The sequence below is a fragment of the Shewanella sp. BJSY2023SW001 genome (assembly GCF_047314685.1).
GTDB classification, from domain to species: Bacteria; Pseudomonadota; Gammaproteobacteria; order Enterobacterales; family Shewanellaceae; genus Shewanella; species Shewanella indica.
On sequence record NZ_JBKORF010000068.1, the window covers coordinates 43,680 to 61,611 of the forward strand.

The following is a 17,932-nucleotide window of genomic DNA, read 5'->3' on the forward strand; positions in this document are numbered from 1 at the left end:
TGAAAGTGTAAATAATATCGACCGTTAAAACCCGTGTGCACCGAATTGGTGCCCGCTGAACCAGTGTGATGCAAAGCCAACTTTTTGCTTTGTTCATGCTTGTTTACACCTGTGTTAAGCGCAACTAATTTCTGGTTATTTACATAAAAACAACAGCTTAAGTTGTTTTTGGTTGGGGCGATACTTAACAGGGTATTAACCTCTTGCCTGTGCGAAAAAATCCGTGTAGTGTGTGAAAAAATGAACATTCGCTTTGGTGGATGTTCAAAACTGAGACCTGGATTTGAGTGTTTTGGGGTGAGATATGGCACAGGCAGCAATGGCGTTGGTGGGTGTAACCGCATGCAATGAGCAGTTGGGGCTGCATCCTTTCAATATTGTTGGCGAGAAATACCTCCTGGGCGTGGTCGAAGGTGCCGGAGCCTGGCCCCTGGTGATCCCGGCATTGGGGGCCGATACCCCGATAACACAACTGCTCGAACGTCTGGACGGCATATTGTTTACCGGCTCCCCCTCCAATGTTGAACCTCATCATTACCAAGGCCCGGCCAGCGAGCCGGGCACCCACCATGATCCCAAGCGGGATGACACTACCTTGCCTTTAATTCGCGCCGCCATAGAGGCCGGAGTGCCGGTGCTCGGGATCTGCCGTGGCTTTCAGGAAATGAATGTGGTTTACGGCGGCAGTTTGCACCAGAAGCTCTATGAAGTGGGTGGTTTTATTGAACACAGAGAAGACAAGAGCGCGCCGCTGGAGGTGCAGTATGGCTTGTCCCACGAGGTCAGCATAGAACCTGGAGGGATGCTTTTCGACGCTTGGGGCCGTAGCCATGCGATGGTTAATTCCGTCCATACTCAGGGCGTGGAGCGCCTGGGTCAGGGGTTGCGGCCTGAAGCACATGCTCCAGATGGTCTGATTGAAGCCTTCTCTGTCACCGACGCCAAGGCATTCGCCTTGGGAGTGCAGTGGCATCCGGAATGGCAGGTCAGAAATAACCCCTTCTACAGCGCAATTTTTAAGGCCTTTGGGGAGGCTTGCAGTCTTAGGGCGCAACAGCGGAATAAATAATATGAATAAGCTTGAAGCCTTCTTAAAAGAACAAAAAATAACCGAAGTTGAATGTGTTATCTGCGATATGACAGGTATCGCCCGCGGCAAAATTGCCCCGGTAGACAAGTTTATCGATGAAAAGGGCATGCGGCTGCCCGAGAGTGTGCTGCTGCAAACCGTAACCGGCGATTATGTCGATGATGAGGCCTACTATGGCCTGCTCAACAGCGCCGATATCGACTTTGTCTGCGTGCCAGATGAAAACGCGGTCTTTATGTTGCCCTGGACTTTGGAGGCCACGGCTCAGGTGATCCACGATACCTATGACAAGATGGGCAATCCGCTGGAGCTGTCGCCGCGCAACGTATTGAAAAAAGTGCTCAAGCTCTATGAAGACAAGGGCTGGGAGCCGGTGATAGCCCCCGAGATGGAGTTTTATCTCACCAGTCGCAGTGACGATCCCGATCTGCCACTCAAGCCCCCGGTTGGTCGTTCCGGCCGCGCCGAATCCGGACGTCAGTCCTTCTCCATCGATGCCGCCAATGAGTATGACCCCCTGTTTGAGGATATGTACGACTGGTGTGAGGCGCAGGAGCTGGATATCGACACCCTGATCCACGAGGAAGGCACGGCGCAGATGGAGATCAACTTCAGCCACGGTAATCCACTGGCGCTGGCGGATCAGGTGTTTGTGTTCAAACGCACCCTGAGAGAGGCCGCCCTCAAGCACGGCGTCTGCGCCACCTTTATGGCCAAGCCTGTGACCAATGAGCCAGGCAGCGCCATGCACCTGCATCAGAGCGTTATCGACAAGGAAACCGGCAAGAATATCTTCACCCGCGAAGATGGCACCATGAGCCAGAACTTCCTCAGTTATATCGGCGGGCTGCAGCGCTTTATGCCGGAATTTCTGCCGTTGATGGCGCCCAACGTCAATTCATTCCGCCGCTTCCTGCCGGGCACCTCGGCGCCGGTCAATCTGGAGTGGGGCGAGGAGAATCGCACCTGTGGCCTGAGGATCCCCGAGTCTTCACCGCAAAATCGCCGCATTGAAAACCGTATCCCGGGGGCCGATGCCAACGCCTATCTGGCCATTGCCGCCAGCTTGTTGTGCGGCTATTTGGGAATCGTTGAAGATGTGAAACCTTCGACGCCGGTGCAGGGCCGGGCCAACGAAGACCGCTCGGGGATCTCTTTGCCGCAGACGCTGGAAGAGGCGATGGCCATGATGGAAGAGAGCCAATATTGCCGTAAATATCTGGGGGAAGACTTCACCACAGGTTTTGTTGCGGTCAAGCGCGCCGAGCTTGAGAATTTTCGCCGGGTGGTGAGTTCCTGGGAGCGGGAATTCCTGCTGCTGACTGTCTAAGGAGGGAGAGATGAAATCACAACAGACCCAAGGCTGGCAGGCCAAGGACCATGCCCATCACTTGCATCCCTTTACCGATCCCAAGGCGTTGAAACAGGCCGGCGGGCGGGTGATTACCCGCGCCGATGGCGTCTATATCTGGGATTCACAGGGCAATCAAATTCTCGATGGCATGGCCGGACTCTGGTGCGTCAACATGGGCTATGGCTTGCGTTCCATCGCCGATGTGGCGGCGCATCAGTTGCTGGAACTGCCTTACTACAACAGCTTCTTTCAGTGCAGCCACCCGCCGGCGATTGAACTGGCCGCCGAGATAGCCGCGCTGGCACCACCTCATATGAACAAGGTGTTTTTCACCGGCTCTGGCTCAGAGGCCAATGACACCAACTTGCGCCTGGTGCGTCATTACTGGGACATCCAGGGCAAGCCGGAGAAGAAAACCATTATCTCGCGCCACAATGCCTATCACGGTTCCACAGTTGCCGGTGCCAGTCTTGGTGGCATGAGCGGTATGCATGCCCAGGGCGATCTGCCCATTCCAGGCATAGTCCACATCGCCCAACCTTACTGGTATGGCGAAGGCCAGGGACTGTCTGCCGAAGAGTTTGGCATTCGCTGTGCCCGCGAGCTTGAAAGCAAGATCCTCGAGCTGGGTGAAGACAAGGTAGCGGCCTTTATTGCCGAGCCTATTCAGGGCGCCGGCGGCGTGATAGTCCCGCCGGACAGCTATTGGCCGGAGATCAAAAAGATCCTCGCCAAGTACGAGATATTGTTCATCCTCGATGAAGTGATCACCGGCTTTGGCCGCACCGGCTGTTACTTTGCCGCCGAGTATTACGATCTTGCACCGGATCTTATCACCATAGCCAAGGGGATGACTTCGGGCTACGCCCCCATGGGCGGGGTGATAGTGTCGGATAAAGTCGCCGATGCGCTGGATAAGGGCGGTGAATTTGCCCACGGCTACACTTATTCGGGCCATCCACTCAGTGCCGCGGTGGCACTGGAAAACTTACGCCTGATGAAGCAGCAAAACATAGTTGTTAAAGTGGCCGAGGAAACCGCGCCTTATCTGCAGCAGCGGCTGCGGCAAGTCTTGGCCCAGCATCCGCTGGTGGGCGAGGTGCGCGGCGTTGGCATGGTGGCCGCGCTGGAACTGGTCGCCGATAAGGCAAGTCATCAGCGCTTTGCTGCCGAGCTTGGGGTAGGCACTCTGTGCCGGGAGCATTCCATCGCCAGTGGCTTGGTGATGCGGGCGGTGGGAGACACTATGATCATCGCGCCACCCCTGGTGATAACCCAGGATCAAATCGATGAGCTGGTAACAAAGGCGAAACAAGCGCTCGATATGACCTACGCGGATGTACAAAAATCGAACGACTAAGATTGCCTGCCATTGGCTGTAAGGGCATGATATACCTTGCTGCCAAGGCGCCGATGCGGGTTTTAGGGAGTAGCATTGGTGACACTAATAACAATGACAATAAGTTAACAATTGAAGGCGGGTTACAACCGCTGCTACCCGTAAAAGGAGAGAGCATGAAGCTATTGACCAAAGTAACGTCTGTGGCACTGTTGGGAGGCCTTGCGGCCGCTGCCACGGCCCAGGCCGAAGAAGTCGTCCGGGTGTATAACTGGAGTGACTATATCGCCGAAGATACCCTGGCTAACTTCCAGAAGGAAACCGGGATCCGGGTGATCTATGACGTATTTGACAGCAACGAAGTGGTTGAAGCCAAACTGCTTTCCGGCCGCTCCGGTTATGACATTGTCGTGCCTTCGAACAACTTTCTTGCCAAGCAGATCAAGGCCGGGGCCTTTAAGCCTCTGGATAAAAGCAAGCTGAGCAACTATCAGAATCTGGATCCCCAGTTGATGAAACAGCTGGAGAAGGCCGATCCGGGCAACCAGTATGCCGTGCCTTACCTCTGGGGCACCAACGGTATAGGCTATAACGTCGCCAAGGTAAAAGAGCTGCTGGGAGAGGATGCGCCCACAGATTCGCTCGAACTGATGTTCAACCCCAAGTATGCCCAGAAGCTGTCATCCTGCGGGATGTCCATGCTGGACTCGGCCGATGACATGGTGCCGCAGGCGCTGATCTATCTGGGATTGGATCCCAACAGTACCAAGGCGGCCGACTTTGACAAGGCCGGTGAAGTGCTGGCCAAGATACGGCCTTATATCACCTATTTCCACTCATCGCGCTATATCTCGGATCTGGCCAATGGTGATATCTGTGTCGCCTTCGGTTTCTCCGGCGATATCCTCCAGGCGGCTACCCGCGCCGATGAGGCCGGTAACGGCAACAAGATCGCCTATGCCATTCCCAAGGAAGGCGCTAACCTCTGGTTCGATATGTTGGCTATTCCTGCCGACGCCGGCAATGTCGACAATGCGCTGACCTTTATCAACTACCTGCTCAGGCCGGAAGTGATAGCCCCCATCTCCAACTATGTTTCCTACGCCAACCCCAATGTACCGGCACAGAAACTGGTGGATGAGTCTATCCGCAACGATCCCGGCATCTATCCACCACAGGCAACTCTGGACAACCTATATGTGGGGGAAATTCGTCCACTCAAGGCCCAGCGGGCCCTGACCCGGGTTTGGACCAAGGTTAAATCCGGCCAATAACAATAACTCAGGGGCCAGCTGCCCCTTCATTGTCTGATTGCGTAGTACAGGCAAACTTTACTCGTTCCACCAGCGGCGGCCGCTGAGCCGCCCATTTGGTATTTTGCGGAGAAGTATTATGGCAATCACCTCGGGCATTCCTGTCAAACCCAACAATAAAACTCAGGATGAAGTGCTGCTCAAAATCGAGCGGGTCAGCAAGCTCTTTGACGATGTTCGTGCCGTGGATGATGTGTCGCTGACCATCAACAAGGGCGAGATCTTTGCCTTGCTCGGCGGCTCAGGCTCAGGCAAGTCGACTCTTTTGAGAATGTTGGCCGGTTTTGAAAAGCCTACCGAAGGACGCATTTTTCTCGATGGTCAGGACATTACCCATCTGCCGCCCTATGAACGCCCCATCAATATGATGTTCCAATCCTACGCCCTGTTTCCCCATATGACGGTGGCGCAGAATATCGCCTTCGGTCTCAAGCAGGACAAGTTACCCAAGGCTGAAATCGAGCAGCGGGTGCAGGAGATGCTCAAGCTGGTGCATATGGAAAAATATGCCCGCCGCAAGCCGCATCAACTCTCCGGCGGTCAGCGCCAGCGGGTGGCGTTGGCCCGTTCTTTGGCCAAGCGGCCGAAACTCCTGTTGCTTGACGAGCCTATGGGAGCGCTGGATAAAAAACTGCGGACCCAGATGCAGCTGGAGGTGGTGGAAATTCTCGAGCGGGTAGGGGTGACCTGCGTCATGGTTACCCATGATCAGGAAGAAGCCATGACCATGGCCGAGCGGATTGCCATCATGAGCGATGGCTGGATAGCCCAGACCGGCTCGCCTATGGATATCTATGAAAGCCCCAACAGCCGGATGATTGCCGAGTTTATCGGCACAGTGAATCTGTTTGAGGGGGAGATCACCGCCGATGAGGTGGACCATGTGATCATTCAATCAGAGAGCCTGAACCAGGCGTTTTACGTGGGTTATGGGGTGTCTACCAGTGTCGAGGACAAGCATGTCTGGTTGGCGGTCAGGCCGGAAAAAACCCTGATAAGCCGCGAGCAGCCCGAAGAGCAATACAACTGGGCCAAGGGCATAGTCCACGATATCGCCTATCTCGGTGGTTTCTCCGTGTATTACATTCGCCTTGGCAATGGTCAGATAGTCCAGTGCAGCATGACCAACCGTGAACGCCGCGCCGATCATCCCACCTGGGATGATGAAGTCTATATCAGCTGGGAGGACACCAGTGGCGTGGTGTTAAGATCATGAAGAAGCTCAAGTTAGGATTCAAAGGCCGCCACCTGACCATAGGCTTTCCCTATCTGTGGTTGCTGCTGTTTTTCGCGCTGCCGTTCGCCATAGTACTGAAGATAAGCTTTTCCACCGCGGCGATTGCCATTCCGCCCTATGAGCCAAGTTTTCAGTATGCCGACGAAGTGTTGCAGGTATTTATCAACCTGAGCAACTATCTGTTGCTGCTCAGCGACTCCATGTACTACTCGGCCTATCTCAACTCGCTCAAGATGGCGCTGGTTTCCACCCTGGGTTGTCTGCTGCTGGGGTATCCAATGGCCTATGCCATTGCCCGGGCGCCAGCCAGGTTGCAGACAGTGCTGCTATTGTTGGTGATGTTGCCGTCCTGGACCTCATTTCTTATTCGGGTCTACGCCTGGATGGGGATTTTGAGTAACACAGGGCTTATCAATAACCTGCTGCTGGGGCTTGGGATTGTCGATGAGCCGCTGCAGATGCTCAATACCAATCTGGCGGTGTATATCGGCATCATCTATGCGTATCTGCCCTTTATGATATTGCCGCTGTACGCCACCTTGGTGAAGCTGGATGTCAGCCTGCTGGAAGCCGCGGCGGATCTCGGCTCCCGCAGTCTCAATACCTTCTGGAAAGTGACGCTGCCCCTGTCCAAGAGCGGAGTCATTGCCGGCTCCATGCTGGTGTTTATTCCGGCCGTGGGGGAGTTTGTGATCCCCGAGCTGCTCGGCGGGCCGGACTCGCTGATGATAGGTAAGGTGCTGTGGCAGGAGTTCTTCAACAACCGTGACTGGCCGGTGGCTTCGTCGCTGGCGATAGTGATGCTGGTGCTGCTGATTGTGCCCATCACCCTGTTCCATCGCTATCAGAGCCGCAGTCTGGAGAAAGAGATATGAAGAAGCTGAGTTTCTCGACCCTGATGTTATGGATTGGGCTGGTGTTTCTGTATGCCCCCATGTTTATTCTGATTTTCTACTCTTTCAACGCCTCCAAACTGGTAACTGTCTGGGGCGGCTTTTCCGCCAAGTGGTATGCCGAGCTGTTTGCCGATCAGCAGATACTGGATGCGGTCTGGACCAGTTTGCAAATCGCCTTCTACAGCTCGACCATGGCGGTGATCATAGGCACTATGGCGGCCTTTGTGATGACACGTTTTCGTCGCTCCTGGGCCAAGCTGACGCTGTCGAACATGATTACGGCGCCCTTGGTTATGCCCGAGGTGATCACGGGTCTGTCGCTGATGCTGCTGTTTGTGCATATGTCGGATCTGCTCGGCTGGCCGGCTGAGCGGGGCAGGATGACAGTTTGGATTGCCCATTCCACCTTCTGCGCCGCCTATGTGGCCGTGGTGGTGTCATCGCGCCTCAGGGAGCTGGATCTCTCTATTGAAGAGGCGGCAATGGATCTGGGGGCGACACCGCTGAAGACCTTCTTTCTGATAACTGTGCCCATGATAGCCCCGGCGCTGATGGCGGGTTGGCTGTTGTCGTTCAGCCTGTCGCTGGACGATCTGGTGATTGCCAGCTTCGCCTCGGGACCTGGCGCCACTACATTGCCTATGGTGGTGTTCTCCTCGGTGCGGCTCGGGGTGTCCCCCAAGATCAACGCCCTGGCGACACTGATCATTCTGGTGGTATCCCTGATCGCTTTCCTGTCCTGGTATCTGGCGCGCCGCGCCGAACGCCGCAGCAGACAAACAGAGGAATAACAATTCGGCGGTTGGCTGTGACAGCCACCGCCGCTATCTCATTTGTGTGTTTTAAATTTTGAACGATTTGTGTTTTATAATGCGTTTTCTACTGGTTTTAGTCGATTTACTGTGTAGGATGATGCAAGTGTTAAAAATAACAAACATAAAGGCTGGAATAACCATGACTGCCACTGCCCACACCTCCTCTTATTATGCCGATTCGGCCAATGACACTCGTGAACGCAACAGCTTAAGCGAGGTGCTGGAAACCGATGTCTGTGTGATTGGGGCCGGTTATACCGGGCTCAGCTCGGCGCTGCACCTGTTGGAGGCCGGTTTCAAGGTGGTGGTATTGGAAGCGGCCAGAGTGGGCTGGGGCGCCTCTGGCCGCAACGGTGGCCAGATAGTCAACAGCTACAGCCGCGATCTCGACGTGATAGAAAGCACTGTCGGTAAGGCGCAGGCCAAGCTCTTTGGCGAAATGGCCTTCGAGGGCGGCCGCATCATCCGCGAACGCATCGAAAAATACCAGATAGATTGTGACCTCAAAAACGGCGGGGTATTTGCCGCCATCAATAGCAAACAGATGGGGCATCTGCAGCAGCAAAAAGCCCTCTGGGAGCGATATGGTCACACAGACCAGCTACAGTTGTTGGATGATGCCGGCATTCGTCAGGTGGTCAATACAGACCGTTATATCGGTGGCTTGCTGGACAAGAGTGGCGGCCATATCCATCCGCTGAACCTGGCGCTGGGTGAGGCGAGGGCGGTGGAATCTCTCGGTGGAAAAATTTTTGAGGACTCGGCCGTAGTACGTATCGACGAAGGGGAGTACCCTATAGTACATACCGCCAATGGCCAGGTTAAGGCCAGGTTTGTGGTGGTGGCTGGAAATGCCTATCTTGGCAAACTGCTGCCCCAACTTGCTGCCAAATCCATGCCTTGCGGTACCCAGGTAATCACGACAGAACCCTTGGGTGATGAGTTGGCCCACAGTCTGTTGCCGCAGGACTACTGCGTCGAGGACTGTAACTATCTGCTGGATTATTTCCGCCTGTCGGCCGACAAACGCCTGATCTATGGTGGCGGTGTAGTCTACGGCGCCCGAGATCCGGAGAATATCAAAGCGATTATCCTGCCCAAGCTGCTCAAGACCTTCCCCCAATTGAAAGGGGTCCGTATCGACTATACCTGGACAGGCAACTTTCTGCTGACACTCTCCCGTTTGCCTCAGGTCGGCAGGATTGGCAGCAACATCTATTACTCCCAGGGCTGTAGTGGTCATGGGGTGACTTATACCCACCTGGCGGGCAAGTTGATTGCCGAGGTGCTGACCGGACAGGCGGAGCGTTTCGATGCCTTTGCCAGCCTGCCCCATTATCCATTTCCCGGCGGACATGCCCTGCGAGTCCCCTTTTCTGCGCTCGGCGCCTGGTATTACAGCCTGAGGGACAAACTGGGTATTTGATGCCTATCCGTACAAGGGCGCTTGGCGCCCATTTAAAGGAGTCGCAATGAAACTTAACCAGAGTGCGCTGCTGCGTGAACAAGCCTATATTGAAGGCCAGTGGCTGGACGCAGACTCAGGCAAGAAGGTCAATATTTTCAACCCGGCCACCGGCGAGCGTATCGGCAGTGTGCCCGAGATGGGCGCATTTGAAACCCGCAGAGCCATAGATGCCGCTGAGCGGGCTCTACCGGCCTGGCGGGCGTTGACCGCCAAAGAGCGCAGCAGCATTCTCAAACGTTGGTTCGAGCTTATCAATCAACACGCCGATGACTTGGCGCTGCTGATGACCACAGAGCAGGGTAAGCCTCTGGCAGAAGCCCGTGGTGAGGTCGCTTACGCCGCCTCCTTTATCGAGTGGTTTGCCGAAGAGGGTAAGCGGGTTTACGGCGATACGATCCCCGGCCATCAACAGGACAAGCGCCTGCTGGTGATCAAGCAACCCGTGGGCGTGACTGCGGCCATTACGCCCTGGAACTTCCCGGCGGCGATGATAACCCGTAAGGCGGGACCGGCACTGGCGGCCGGTTGCACCATGATAGTCAAACCGGCGCCGCAGACCCCTTTTACCGCTCTGGCGCTGGCCTACCTGGCGATTGAAGCCGGTATTCCTCCCGGTGTCTTCAGCGTGATCACCGGTGATGCCAAGGCGATAGGCAATACCCTTTGCGAAAGCGCCGTGGTGCGTAAGTTATCTTTCACCGGCTCGACCGGCGTGGGCATTCATCTAATGCAGCAATGCGCCGCCACCCTGAAGAAACTGTCTTTGGAACTCGGCGGCAACGCGCCTTTTATCGTGTTTGACGATGCCGATCTGGATGCTGCGGTAGAAGGGGCGATGATCTCCAAGTACCGCAATGCCGGCCAGACCTGCGTCTGCGCCAACCGCATCTATGTGCAGTCGTCCGTTTACGATGCCTTTAGCGAAAAGCTGGCCGCCAAAGTGGCCGAGCTCAAGGTGGGGGTCGGCACCGAATCCGGCATTACCACAGGGCCGCTTATCGACAAGAATGCGGTGAAAAAGGTACAGGAGCATCTTGAGGATGCCGTCTCCAAAGGCGCCAGGGTCAAGACAGGCGGCCGGGCGCTGGGCGGTAACTTCTTCGAACCCACTATTTTGACCGAGGTGAATGGCAGCATGCGGGTCGCCAAAGAGGAAACCTTTGGCCCGCTGGCGCCGCTGTTCCGCTTCGACAGTGTCGATGAAGTGATCGCCATGGCCAACGATACCGAGTTTGGCTTGGCAGCCTATTTCTACGCCAGGGATATCTCCAGAGTCTGGAAAGTCGCCGAGGCGCTGGAATACGGCATGGTGGGGATCAATACCGGGCTTATCTCCAACGAAGTGGCGCCTTTTGGCGGCATTAAGGCCTCTGGGCTGGGACGGGAAGGCTCTAAATACGGCATAGAGGAATATCTGGAGATCAAGTATCTCTGCCTCTCGGTCTGATTAACCCATGTCCCGGCGATGCCGGGACAACAACAGAGGATAGCAGGATGATAAGCAATGACTCTCTGATGGTGCGGCGCCAGGCCGCAGTGGCACCGGGTGTGGGACAGATACACCCTGTGTTTGTGGAACGGGCGGAAAATGCCCGGGTATGGGACGTCGAGGGCCGCGAATATCTGGACTTTGCCGGTGGCATAGCCGTGCTCAATACCGGGCACCTGCATCCCAGAGTCAAGCAGGCGGTTGCCCGCCAGTTGGAAGACTTCTCCCATACCTGTTTTATGGTGCTGGGCTATGAGAGTTATGTGGCCGTCTGCGAAAAACTCAACGCCCTGGTTCCCGGGGATTTCGCCAAGAAGTCGGCGCTGTTTACCAGTGGCTCGGAGGCGGTGGAAAATGCCCTCAAGGTCGCCAGAGCTTATACCAAACGCAGCGGTGTCATCGCCTTTACCTCAGGCTATCATGGCCGCACCATGGCAACGCTGGCGCTCACAGGTAAAGTGGCGCCCTACAGTAAGGGCATGGGGCTGATGCAGGCCAACGTGTTTCGCGCCCAGTATCCCTGCGCGCTGCATGGTGTGAGTGACGACGATGCGATGAAGTCCATCGAGCAGATTTTCAAGAATGATGCCGAGCCGGCGGATATTGCCGCTATTATTCTTGAGCCGGTGCAGGGCGAGGGCGGCTTCTATGCCGCATCCCCCGAGTTTATGGCGCGGCTGCGCAAGCTGTGTGACAAGGAAGGGATAGTGCTGATTGCCGATGAGGTGCAGACGGGCGCCGGCCGTACCGGCACCTTCTTTGCCATGGAGCAGATGGGCGTTGCCGCCGATATCACGACTTTTGCCAAGTCCATTGCCGGTGGTTTCCCGCTCTCCGGTATTACCGGTCGGGCCGAGATGATGGATGCCATAGGTCCCGGCGGTTTGGGAGGCACCTATGGCGGCAATCCGCTTGCCTGCGCTGCCGCCCTGGCGGTGATAGAAACCTTCGAGAAGGAACAGCTGCTGGCGCGGGCCAAGCAGGTGGGTGCTGTCATTAAAGAGGCGCTTGGCAAGCTGCAACAGGAGCACGACTTTATTGCCGATGTTCGCGGCCTCGGCGCCATGGTGGCCATGGAGTTGGTTGAAGACGGTGTGCCCAAGCCCGAGTACTGCGCCCGAGTCCTTACCTTGGCGCGGGAGCGCGGTCTTATCCTGCTTTCCTGTGGCACTTATGGCAATGTGCTGCGTCTCTTGGTGCCTTTGACCGTCAGTGACAGGGATCTGCAGCAGGGGCTGGAGATTATTGCCGAGTGTTTCCGGCAACTGCGTAGTTGAGCCGGTAAGGATGATAGGGAAGCACAGCGCTTCCCTTTTTTATGTCAGTAGTAAAAAAGAGGCTTATTCATTTGAGTTGCTTGAGGCTGGGCCTGTCCAAGCGGCTATTTTGTCGCTGTTAACTTTTTATCTGCACGCGCATTGTGCCTGACGCTGGCGCAGTTGCGACATAGCCGAAACGAACCGTTGGGTAAACTCAAGATCCGACGAAAGCCCCGGCCTTGGCTGGGGGGGCTTTTTAGAGGAGCGGGATGAGCCTTCGAATCAATGTCCCTGATGTTCATCGGACAGGGACGCGACTGTATCAACCACATTACGGGCACCATCGAGAATCGCGCTCATGAGGTCCGCGACATCCTGAAGTTGGATTTTACCTTGGTTGGCCGCTTCGGCCACCGCCGCCATTTCCCGGGTGGCCTTGTCTGTAAGCTGACCATTTTGACTGACAACAGAGCCTATCTCCTTGGTGGACTCACTGGTGCGGGCCGCCAGTTGCCTGACTTCATCGGCGACAACGGCAAAGCCTCGGCCCTGTTCACCGGCGCGGGCAGCTTCAATTGCGGCATTGAGCGCCAACAGATTGGTCTGCTCGGCAATGGCGCTGATGGTCGAGACTATCGCCTGGATATGGCGTGATTGCTCATTGAGCTGAGCTATCGCCTCTGAGGCCTGCTGTACCTGATAGGTTATGTTGTTTGAGGTAGCAGTTACCCTGTCGAGACTGTCTATGGCTTGCTCGACTGTGGCACCTGTATTCAGCGCCGTGCTGTGGGCTATTTCGGTCGCTTCTTTAATCGCCTGGGACTTTTCTATCCTGGCGGTGATATCACTGGCAAACTTAATCACCTTGATTACTTTACCGGCGGCATTGTGTATCGGGTTATAGCTGGCCTCAAGCCAGACGGTTTGCCCCAGTTTATTGAAGCGTTTAAACAGCCCGGACTTGAACTGGCCCTTATTGAGCTCTTCCCAAAAATGGGGGTGTTCCCGGTAGAAGGCCTCGTCACAAAACAGCTTGTGGTGTTGTCCTTTCAGTTCGGCCCTGGTATAGCCCATGACGTCGAGAAAATTGGCATTGGCCTCAATGATATTGCCCTTGGGGTCAAACTCGATAATCGCCTGGGAGTTATCCAGGGCGTTGGCCACTGCTTTTTGAGTGTCGGTTTCCATTTGGCTGTTGGTGACATCGGCGGCAATTTTCATGACGCGGGTGACTTTACCCTGCTCAAACACCGGGAAGTAGGTGGCCTGCAAATAGATGCTGCTGCCATCTGCATGGCGACGTTCAAACACCCCTGCAGCGGCTTTCCCCTGCCTGAGCTGCTCCCAAAACCTGCGGTACTGGGTTGAGGCGGCATAATCGGTTTGACACAAGCTTTTGTGAGGCATGCCTTTGAGCTTTTCCTGTTCCAGGCCAAACAACTCGGCAAACAGGCGATTGGCTTCTATCACAGTGCCTTCGGGGGTGAACACCACACAGGCAAGCGACTGCTCTATGGCTTGTACTGTTGCCAGTTGCCTGGATAGCTGCAATTGACATTGTTCCAGCGCATGTCTGGACGATTTATTGAAGAACATAAAACAGATCCCCACTTGTTAGGTTTAGTCGGCAGCTTGCTGTCGGCTCGTATTCTGAGGCGAGGATCCATTTCGCAGTCGTTATTCCTGATAGGCTGCATATTTTTACTTATTATAGCGTCGCTGAAAGGTAGCATAAGTGTGGCAGAGTGAAAGCGGTAAATGATATTAAGCTTCAACTGTCACACCTTGGAGCCTGTGCTGTGTGGCATGGAAGGTTCCGGCGCACAGACTAGCAAGTTTTTGTTAACTTAAGATTTCGACACCTTTGCCAATCACGGGAATACCCTTAATATTTGGCCTTCAGCTTTTGTCGCAAACTCTCATCTCTGGCGGCTTTGGTGACTTCGAGGGCGATATTGCGCCTGAGGCGAATTAACCAGCTGTCGATTTTGGCCTGGTCCATTTTGCAATCGCAGCGGCTGGAGATCAGGCTAAGCTGCAGTTCCTGTGCCTGTCGTGCGACTTCAACTTCGACCGTGTATCCCTTGTAGTTATTGAGCCGGGCGAGCCAGGTGCCATCAGCGGCAGTTTCCAGTTCCCAGTTATCCCGGGTAACGGCCCGCTGCAACATGGCGGGGATATCCTGCACATAACCACCTGTGGGTACTGGGTTTTGCCAGCGTTGCAATTGATATTCAGTCTCGGCGGAAGCCGGGGTTAGCCATAACAGATTCAGCAGCAGCGGCAGTAGTATTCGTTTCATGATTTTTTCAGCTCCTGGGCGATGGAGAGACGCAGATTCTTGATGTAGTTGTAATAGCCACGGCCATTCTTGTAGCAGATATCATCAATCAGCTTCTTGCAGACAAAATCCCCCAGGGCGGCGTGGTATTTAAGCTGAATATAGCTGGCGTCGTATTCAATGCGCATCACATTAGTGTCGCCACGATAGTCGAAACGGGCCAGGATATAGCCCTCACCTTCGCCCTCGTATACCCAGGCAAAGCCCTTGGTGCTGAGCATACCTTCGAGAATGGCATAGCGAACCTGGGCTTTACTGGCTCCCGCTACCGGGATCTCTTTATGAACGGCTTCGATATAGCGGTTTGAAGATTTGGGTTTGGCATTTTTGTTGATGACCAGCTCGCCGGGGGCGGCTTGCAACGACAGGGAGAAACCGAGGGCGAATAACGCCCCCAGAAAGGGCCGGACTTGCATATCAGAATCCTTCTGAAAAAGGCTGCGAAAGTCCGAGTCTAGCGAAAAGTCAAGGCACTTGAAAGAGCACTTGAAACAGCTCTTGAAAGAGAAATTAGAGCAAACCTTCCAAACGCAGACGTTGCATCTCTTTGGCAACTTGTTGCATCTGCATTGGCGTGCCCAAGGTCAAGCGATTCCAGCCTTCAAGCCCTGGGAAGGTGCGGCCTACCAGAATGCCGGCCTGCTGCATCCGCTTGCGATAGTCTTCATTATTGCCCTTGATGCGGTGGAAAATAAAACTGGCGTTGAGTGGCAGATAGTCGAGCCCCAGTTGTTTGAGTGTGGCAATGATAATGGCACCGGCCTCTAAGTTGTTGCTGCGGGTCTGCGCCAGCCAGGTGCTGTCATCCAACACTGCTGCCGCCCCATAGAGGGCAAACTGGTTGGCGTTATCAAAACTCGCCTGGGCCTGCATGGCGGCTATCATTTCCGGAGCGGCAATGGCATAGCCGGCCCTTAGTCCCGCCATTCCCCATGCCTTGGAGAACGTCTTGGTCAGCACTGTGTGTTGCTGGCCATTTTGGATGAAAGGCAGCGCGGATTGGAAATCGCTACCGGCATACTCGCCGTAGGCCTCATCAATAATAAACTGCAGCTCGGGACTGGCCTTGGCCAGCCACTGTGCAACCGGCGCCTTGGGCAGCAAAAGGCCAGTTGGGTTATTGGGGTTACACAGATAGACAATGGAAGGGCCAGAGTGCGCGGCCACGGCGGCTTGCATGGCGGCGATATCGGTTTGCAGCTCGGCGGTCAGCGGCACTTCTGTTACCTTGAGTCCCCGGGCCTTGGCATAGTCGGCCACTATGTCAAAGGTAGGCTTGGGCATCACCAATTGGCAGTGAGCGCTGGCCATGGCATCTATGGCGAACTTGAGTACTTCGGAAGAGCCATTGCCGTAGATGAGCTGCTCTTGGCTGATACCGTGATAGCTTGCCAGGCGCTTGAGCAAGGCCTGACGGGCACTGTCGGGATACAGGTGCGCCTCGCCCATATGTTGCATAATGGCTTCCCGGGCACTGTTTGGCATCCCCAGCGGGTTTTCATTGAAGTTCAGCGCCAGGGGCCCCTTGGAGACAGTCGCTTGGGCCTGCTCCTGGGAAGATAGAGAGAAATTACTGCAGCCACTGAGCCCCAGTGCGGTACCGGCTAAACCGGCCTGAATAAAATGCCTACGACTTAATTGCATGTTTATTATGATGTTCTGGATAAGAGGGCGCTCAGTCTACCCAGAGGAGGAGAGAAAATAAATGAATTTTTATTCATTATTTGAAGCTTGTTATTCTTTTGGCTTTTGATTGTCAGAGATCTTTTCTGAGCCGATCGCGAACTTCCATGAGTGCAAACCCTAACAGGTTTAAGCCGTTCCATCTCCTGGGAATTTCAGATTCAGGATGATCTTGAGCGAGCCCTATCCCCCATACTTTATCTACAGGACTAGCCTCGACCAAGATACGGTTTCCAGTATTAAGCAGAAACGATTTTAGTTCAGTATGCTGAGCAAACTTAGCTAAGTTTGCATTAAGCACTATTTCAAAGCGTCTCTCATCCTAGACTTCTTGGTTGAACCCGACAACTTCCCGACCAATAGCTTTGGCTGCGCCAGGGTTGGTGGCAAGGAGGATTCTTTCACATGCAATGTCATCACCAAATAGCTTTGCCTTGTGATACATCATGTAATGCTCCGCAGTAATGAAGACGTTGCCTTCTTCTTCAAACTTTGCGTCATACCATTGACTAAAACAACTCTTGGAAATTTGTTCTCCTTTCTCCTGGTGTCCCCAGAAGAATATGTACTTGACCTTATTCCCTTGGTCTACGAAATCGACCAACTGTTCTCTTGTCCTAATTTTCAAAGTGATTCCTATGCTTGGTTGCTTTTTACCTGCAAAAGACTTTCTTACCCTGGTCAGTTCAGGCCTTGGCACTGAACTCAGAGATTGTTATGAATTCTATAAGTTGTGTATGAGGCCATGCTACACCAGCTTACAATTTAGCGAAATTTCTTGAATGTTCACGGTCGGTGAAGAGTTGGCTTAAAGCCATGATAGCCGCTGTGCCAGCGGCTTAAAGTCGTGGAGCAAATGCATCCATGCACAACTGCCAGTTCGCCATCCCTGGCTCTCGCTCGTAAGCATGTCGCTATGCGACACTCACCGCCCCACACCCGACCAAGAAGGGATCAACAGCAATCCCCTCTTGGATCTCCCTTGCCGCCCCACACGGTGTCGAAAGCCCCTCGGCCTAATGGCACAAATAACTACCGCTTCAGACGCTCAGAATCACATCCATGTGACTCTGGCCCGGCTCAACATCCTGTTTCGCGCTCGTGAGCTCGTCGCTAAGCGACACTCGCCCCTGATTCGACTGGCGCTGCTTCGGCATCCAAATCCTTCCATGGATAAAGGCCAGCTCGCCTTCCTTGGCTCGCGCTCATAAGCACACTCGCCACCGGCGAGCATTCGCCCTCAGCCACGTTATTTGCGCCAACGGCTGTCGGCGACACCGAGGGGGAATTGGTGCAATTCTGTGACAATGGAGTAGCTTGAAATATTTGAGAGTTCTGCAGACATACACCTAATTCCAGGCACAGGCGGAACTGTGACCTTCCGAGCCAGGGATGGCGAGGCAGAGCTTACAGGGACGTACTCGAATAACGTCCCTGTTTAACTGCCAGCTCGTCATCCATGACTCGCGCTCGAAAGCATGTTGCTACGCAACTCTCGCCATGTCACAGGATCGCCTGTGCGAAAAGCGCACCGCAGGTGATGGACTACATCATGGCCGGAAGCTCGGCCAGTACTAACTTAGGAACTTTTAGCTGGGAGCTATGATAGCCGCTGTGCCAGCGGCCTAAAGTCGTGGAGCTTCGCCCC

At 54.6% G+C, this 17,932-nt stretch carries 14 protein-coding genes and 1 pseudogene; 10 read left to right on the forward strand and 5 right to left on the reverse strand.

Features of this window, described 5'->3' with window-relative positions; genetic code table 11:
• Positions 1 to 304 precede the first annotated feature (304 nt).
• The 10 genes from ACMHXH_RS15855 to gabT all read left to right on the forward strand — a co-directional run bounded on the left by ACMHXH_RS15855 (position 305) and on the right by gabT (position 12,278).
• Complete coding sequence (locus ACMHXH_RS15855; RefSeq protein ID WP_039034301.1) at positions 305 to 1,069, forward strand: gamma-glutamyl-gamma-aminobutyrate hydrolase family protein; 765 nt, start codon at positions 305 to 307, stop codon at positions 1,067 to 1,069.
• 1 nt (position 1,070) lies between these two features.
• Positions 1,071 to 2,420, forward strand: a complete 1,350-nt coding sequence (locus ACMHXH_RS15860) for a glutamine synthetase family protein (RefSeq protein WP_028780689.1) — start codon at positions 1,071 to 1,073, stop codon at positions 2,418 to 2,420.
• 10 nt (positions 2,421 to 2,430) lie between these two features.
• Positions 2,431 to 3,804 (forward strand): aspartate aminotransferase family protein, encoded by a 1,374-nt coding sequence (locus ACMHXH_RS15865; RefSeq protein WP_335912574.1) that lies wholly within the window; start codon positions 2,431 to 2,433, stop codon positions 3,802 to 3,804.
• Between the two features lie 155 nt (positions 3,805 to 3,959).
• The gene (locus ACMHXH_RS15870; protein ID WP_071477024.1) at positions 3,960 to 5,057 is read left to right on the forward strand and encodes a polyamine ABC transporter substrate-binding protein; all 1,098 of its coding nucleotides are present in this window, start codon (positions 3,960 to 3,962) and stop codon (positions 5,055 to 5,057) included.
• A gap of 118 nt (positions 5,058 to 5,175) precedes the next feature.
• The gene (gene potA / locus ACMHXH_RS15875; RefSeq protein WP_025009894.1) at positions 5,176 to 6,312 is read left to right on the forward strand and encodes a polyamine ABC transporter ATP-binding protein; all 1,137 of its coding nucleotides are present in this window, start codon (positions 5,176 to 5,178) and stop codon (positions 6,310 to 6,312) included.
• The gene (locus tag ACMHXH_RS15880) at positions 6,309 to 7,208 is read left to right on the forward strand and encodes an ABC transporter permease subunit (protein ID WP_037436682.1); all 900 of its coding nucleotides are present in this window, start codon (positions 6,309 to 6,311) and stop codon (positions 7,206 to 7,208) included. The genes potA and ACMHXH_RS15880 overlap by 4 nt, the downstream gene beginning before the upstream one ends.
• On the forward strand, positions 7,205 to 8,020 hold the full coding sequence (locus ACMHXH_RS15885; protein ID WP_025009896.1) for an ABC transporter permease subunit: 816 nt from the start codon (positions 7,205 to 7,207) through the stop codon (positions 8,018 to 8,020). The genes ACMHXH_RS15880 and ACMHXH_RS15885 overlap by 4 nt, the downstream gene beginning before the upstream one ends.
• A 163-nt stretch (positions 8,021 to 8,183) precedes the next feature.
• Positions 8,184 to 9,470: an NAD(P)/FAD-dependent oxidoreductase gene (locus ACMHXH_RS15890; RefSeq protein ID WP_039034297.1), complete on the forward strand. Its 1,287-nt coding sequence runs from the start codon at positions 8,184 to 8,186 to the stop codon at positions 9,468 to 9,470.
• 46 nt (positions 9,471 to 9,516) lie between these two features.
• Positions 9,517 to 10,959, forward strand: a complete 1,443-nt coding sequence (gabD, locus tag ACMHXH_RS15895; RefSeq protein WP_039034296.1) for an NADP-dependent succinate-semialdehyde dehydrogenase — start codon at positions 9,517 to 9,519, stop codon at positions 10,957 to 10,959.
• Positions 10,960 to 11,006: 47 nt separating this feature from the next.
• Positions 11,007 to 12,278 (forward strand): 4-aminobutyrate--2-oxoglutarate transaminase, encoded by a 1,272-nt coding sequence (gene gabT / locus ACMHXH_RS15900; RefSeq protein ID WP_039034295.1) that lies wholly within the window; start codon positions 11,007 to 11,009, stop codon positions 12,276 to 12,278.
• A gap of 264 nt (positions 12,279 to 12,542) precedes the next feature.
• Here the strand turns inward: gabT and ACMHXH_RS15905 are convergent, their stop codons facing one another.
• The 5 genes and pseudogenes from ACMHXH_RS15905 to ACMHXH_RS15925 form a co-directional block, all read right to left on the reverse strand.
• A complete protein-coding gene (locus ACMHXH_RS15905) occupies positions 12,543 to 13,856 on the reverse strand; it encodes a methyl-accepting chemotaxis protein (protein WP_039034294.1) in 1,314 nt (437 codons plus the stop codon).
• A 289-nt stretch (positions 13,857 to 14,145) separates the two neighbouring features.
• Positions 14,146 to 14,562: a hypothetical protein gene (locus ACMHXH_RS15910; RefSeq protein WP_162206666.1), complete on the reverse strand. Its 417-nt coding sequence runs from the start codon at positions 14,560 to 14,562 to the stop codon at positions 14,146 to 14,148.
• Positions 14,559 to 15,017: a hypothetical protein gene (locus tag ACMHXH_RS15915; RefSeq protein ID WP_335912571.1), complete on the reverse strand. Its 459-nt coding sequence runs from the start codon at positions 15,015 to 15,017 to the stop codon at positions 14,559 to 14,561. The genes ACMHXH_RS15910 and ACMHXH_RS15915 overlap by 4 nt, the downstream gene beginning before the upstream one ends.
• A gap of 94 nt (positions 15,018 to 15,111) precedes the next feature.
• A complete protein-coding gene (locus tag ACMHXH_RS15920; RefSeq protein WP_335912569.1) occupies positions 15,112 to 16,245 on the reverse strand; it encodes a histidinol-phosphate transaminase in 1,134 nt (377 codons plus the stop codon).
• Positions 16,246 to 16,357: 112 nt separating this feature from the next.
• Positions 16,358 to 16,984 (reverse strand): annotated as a pseudogene (locus ACMHXH_RS15925) (NADAR family protein).
• Between the last annotated feature and the right edge of the window lie 948 nt (positions 16,985 to 17,932).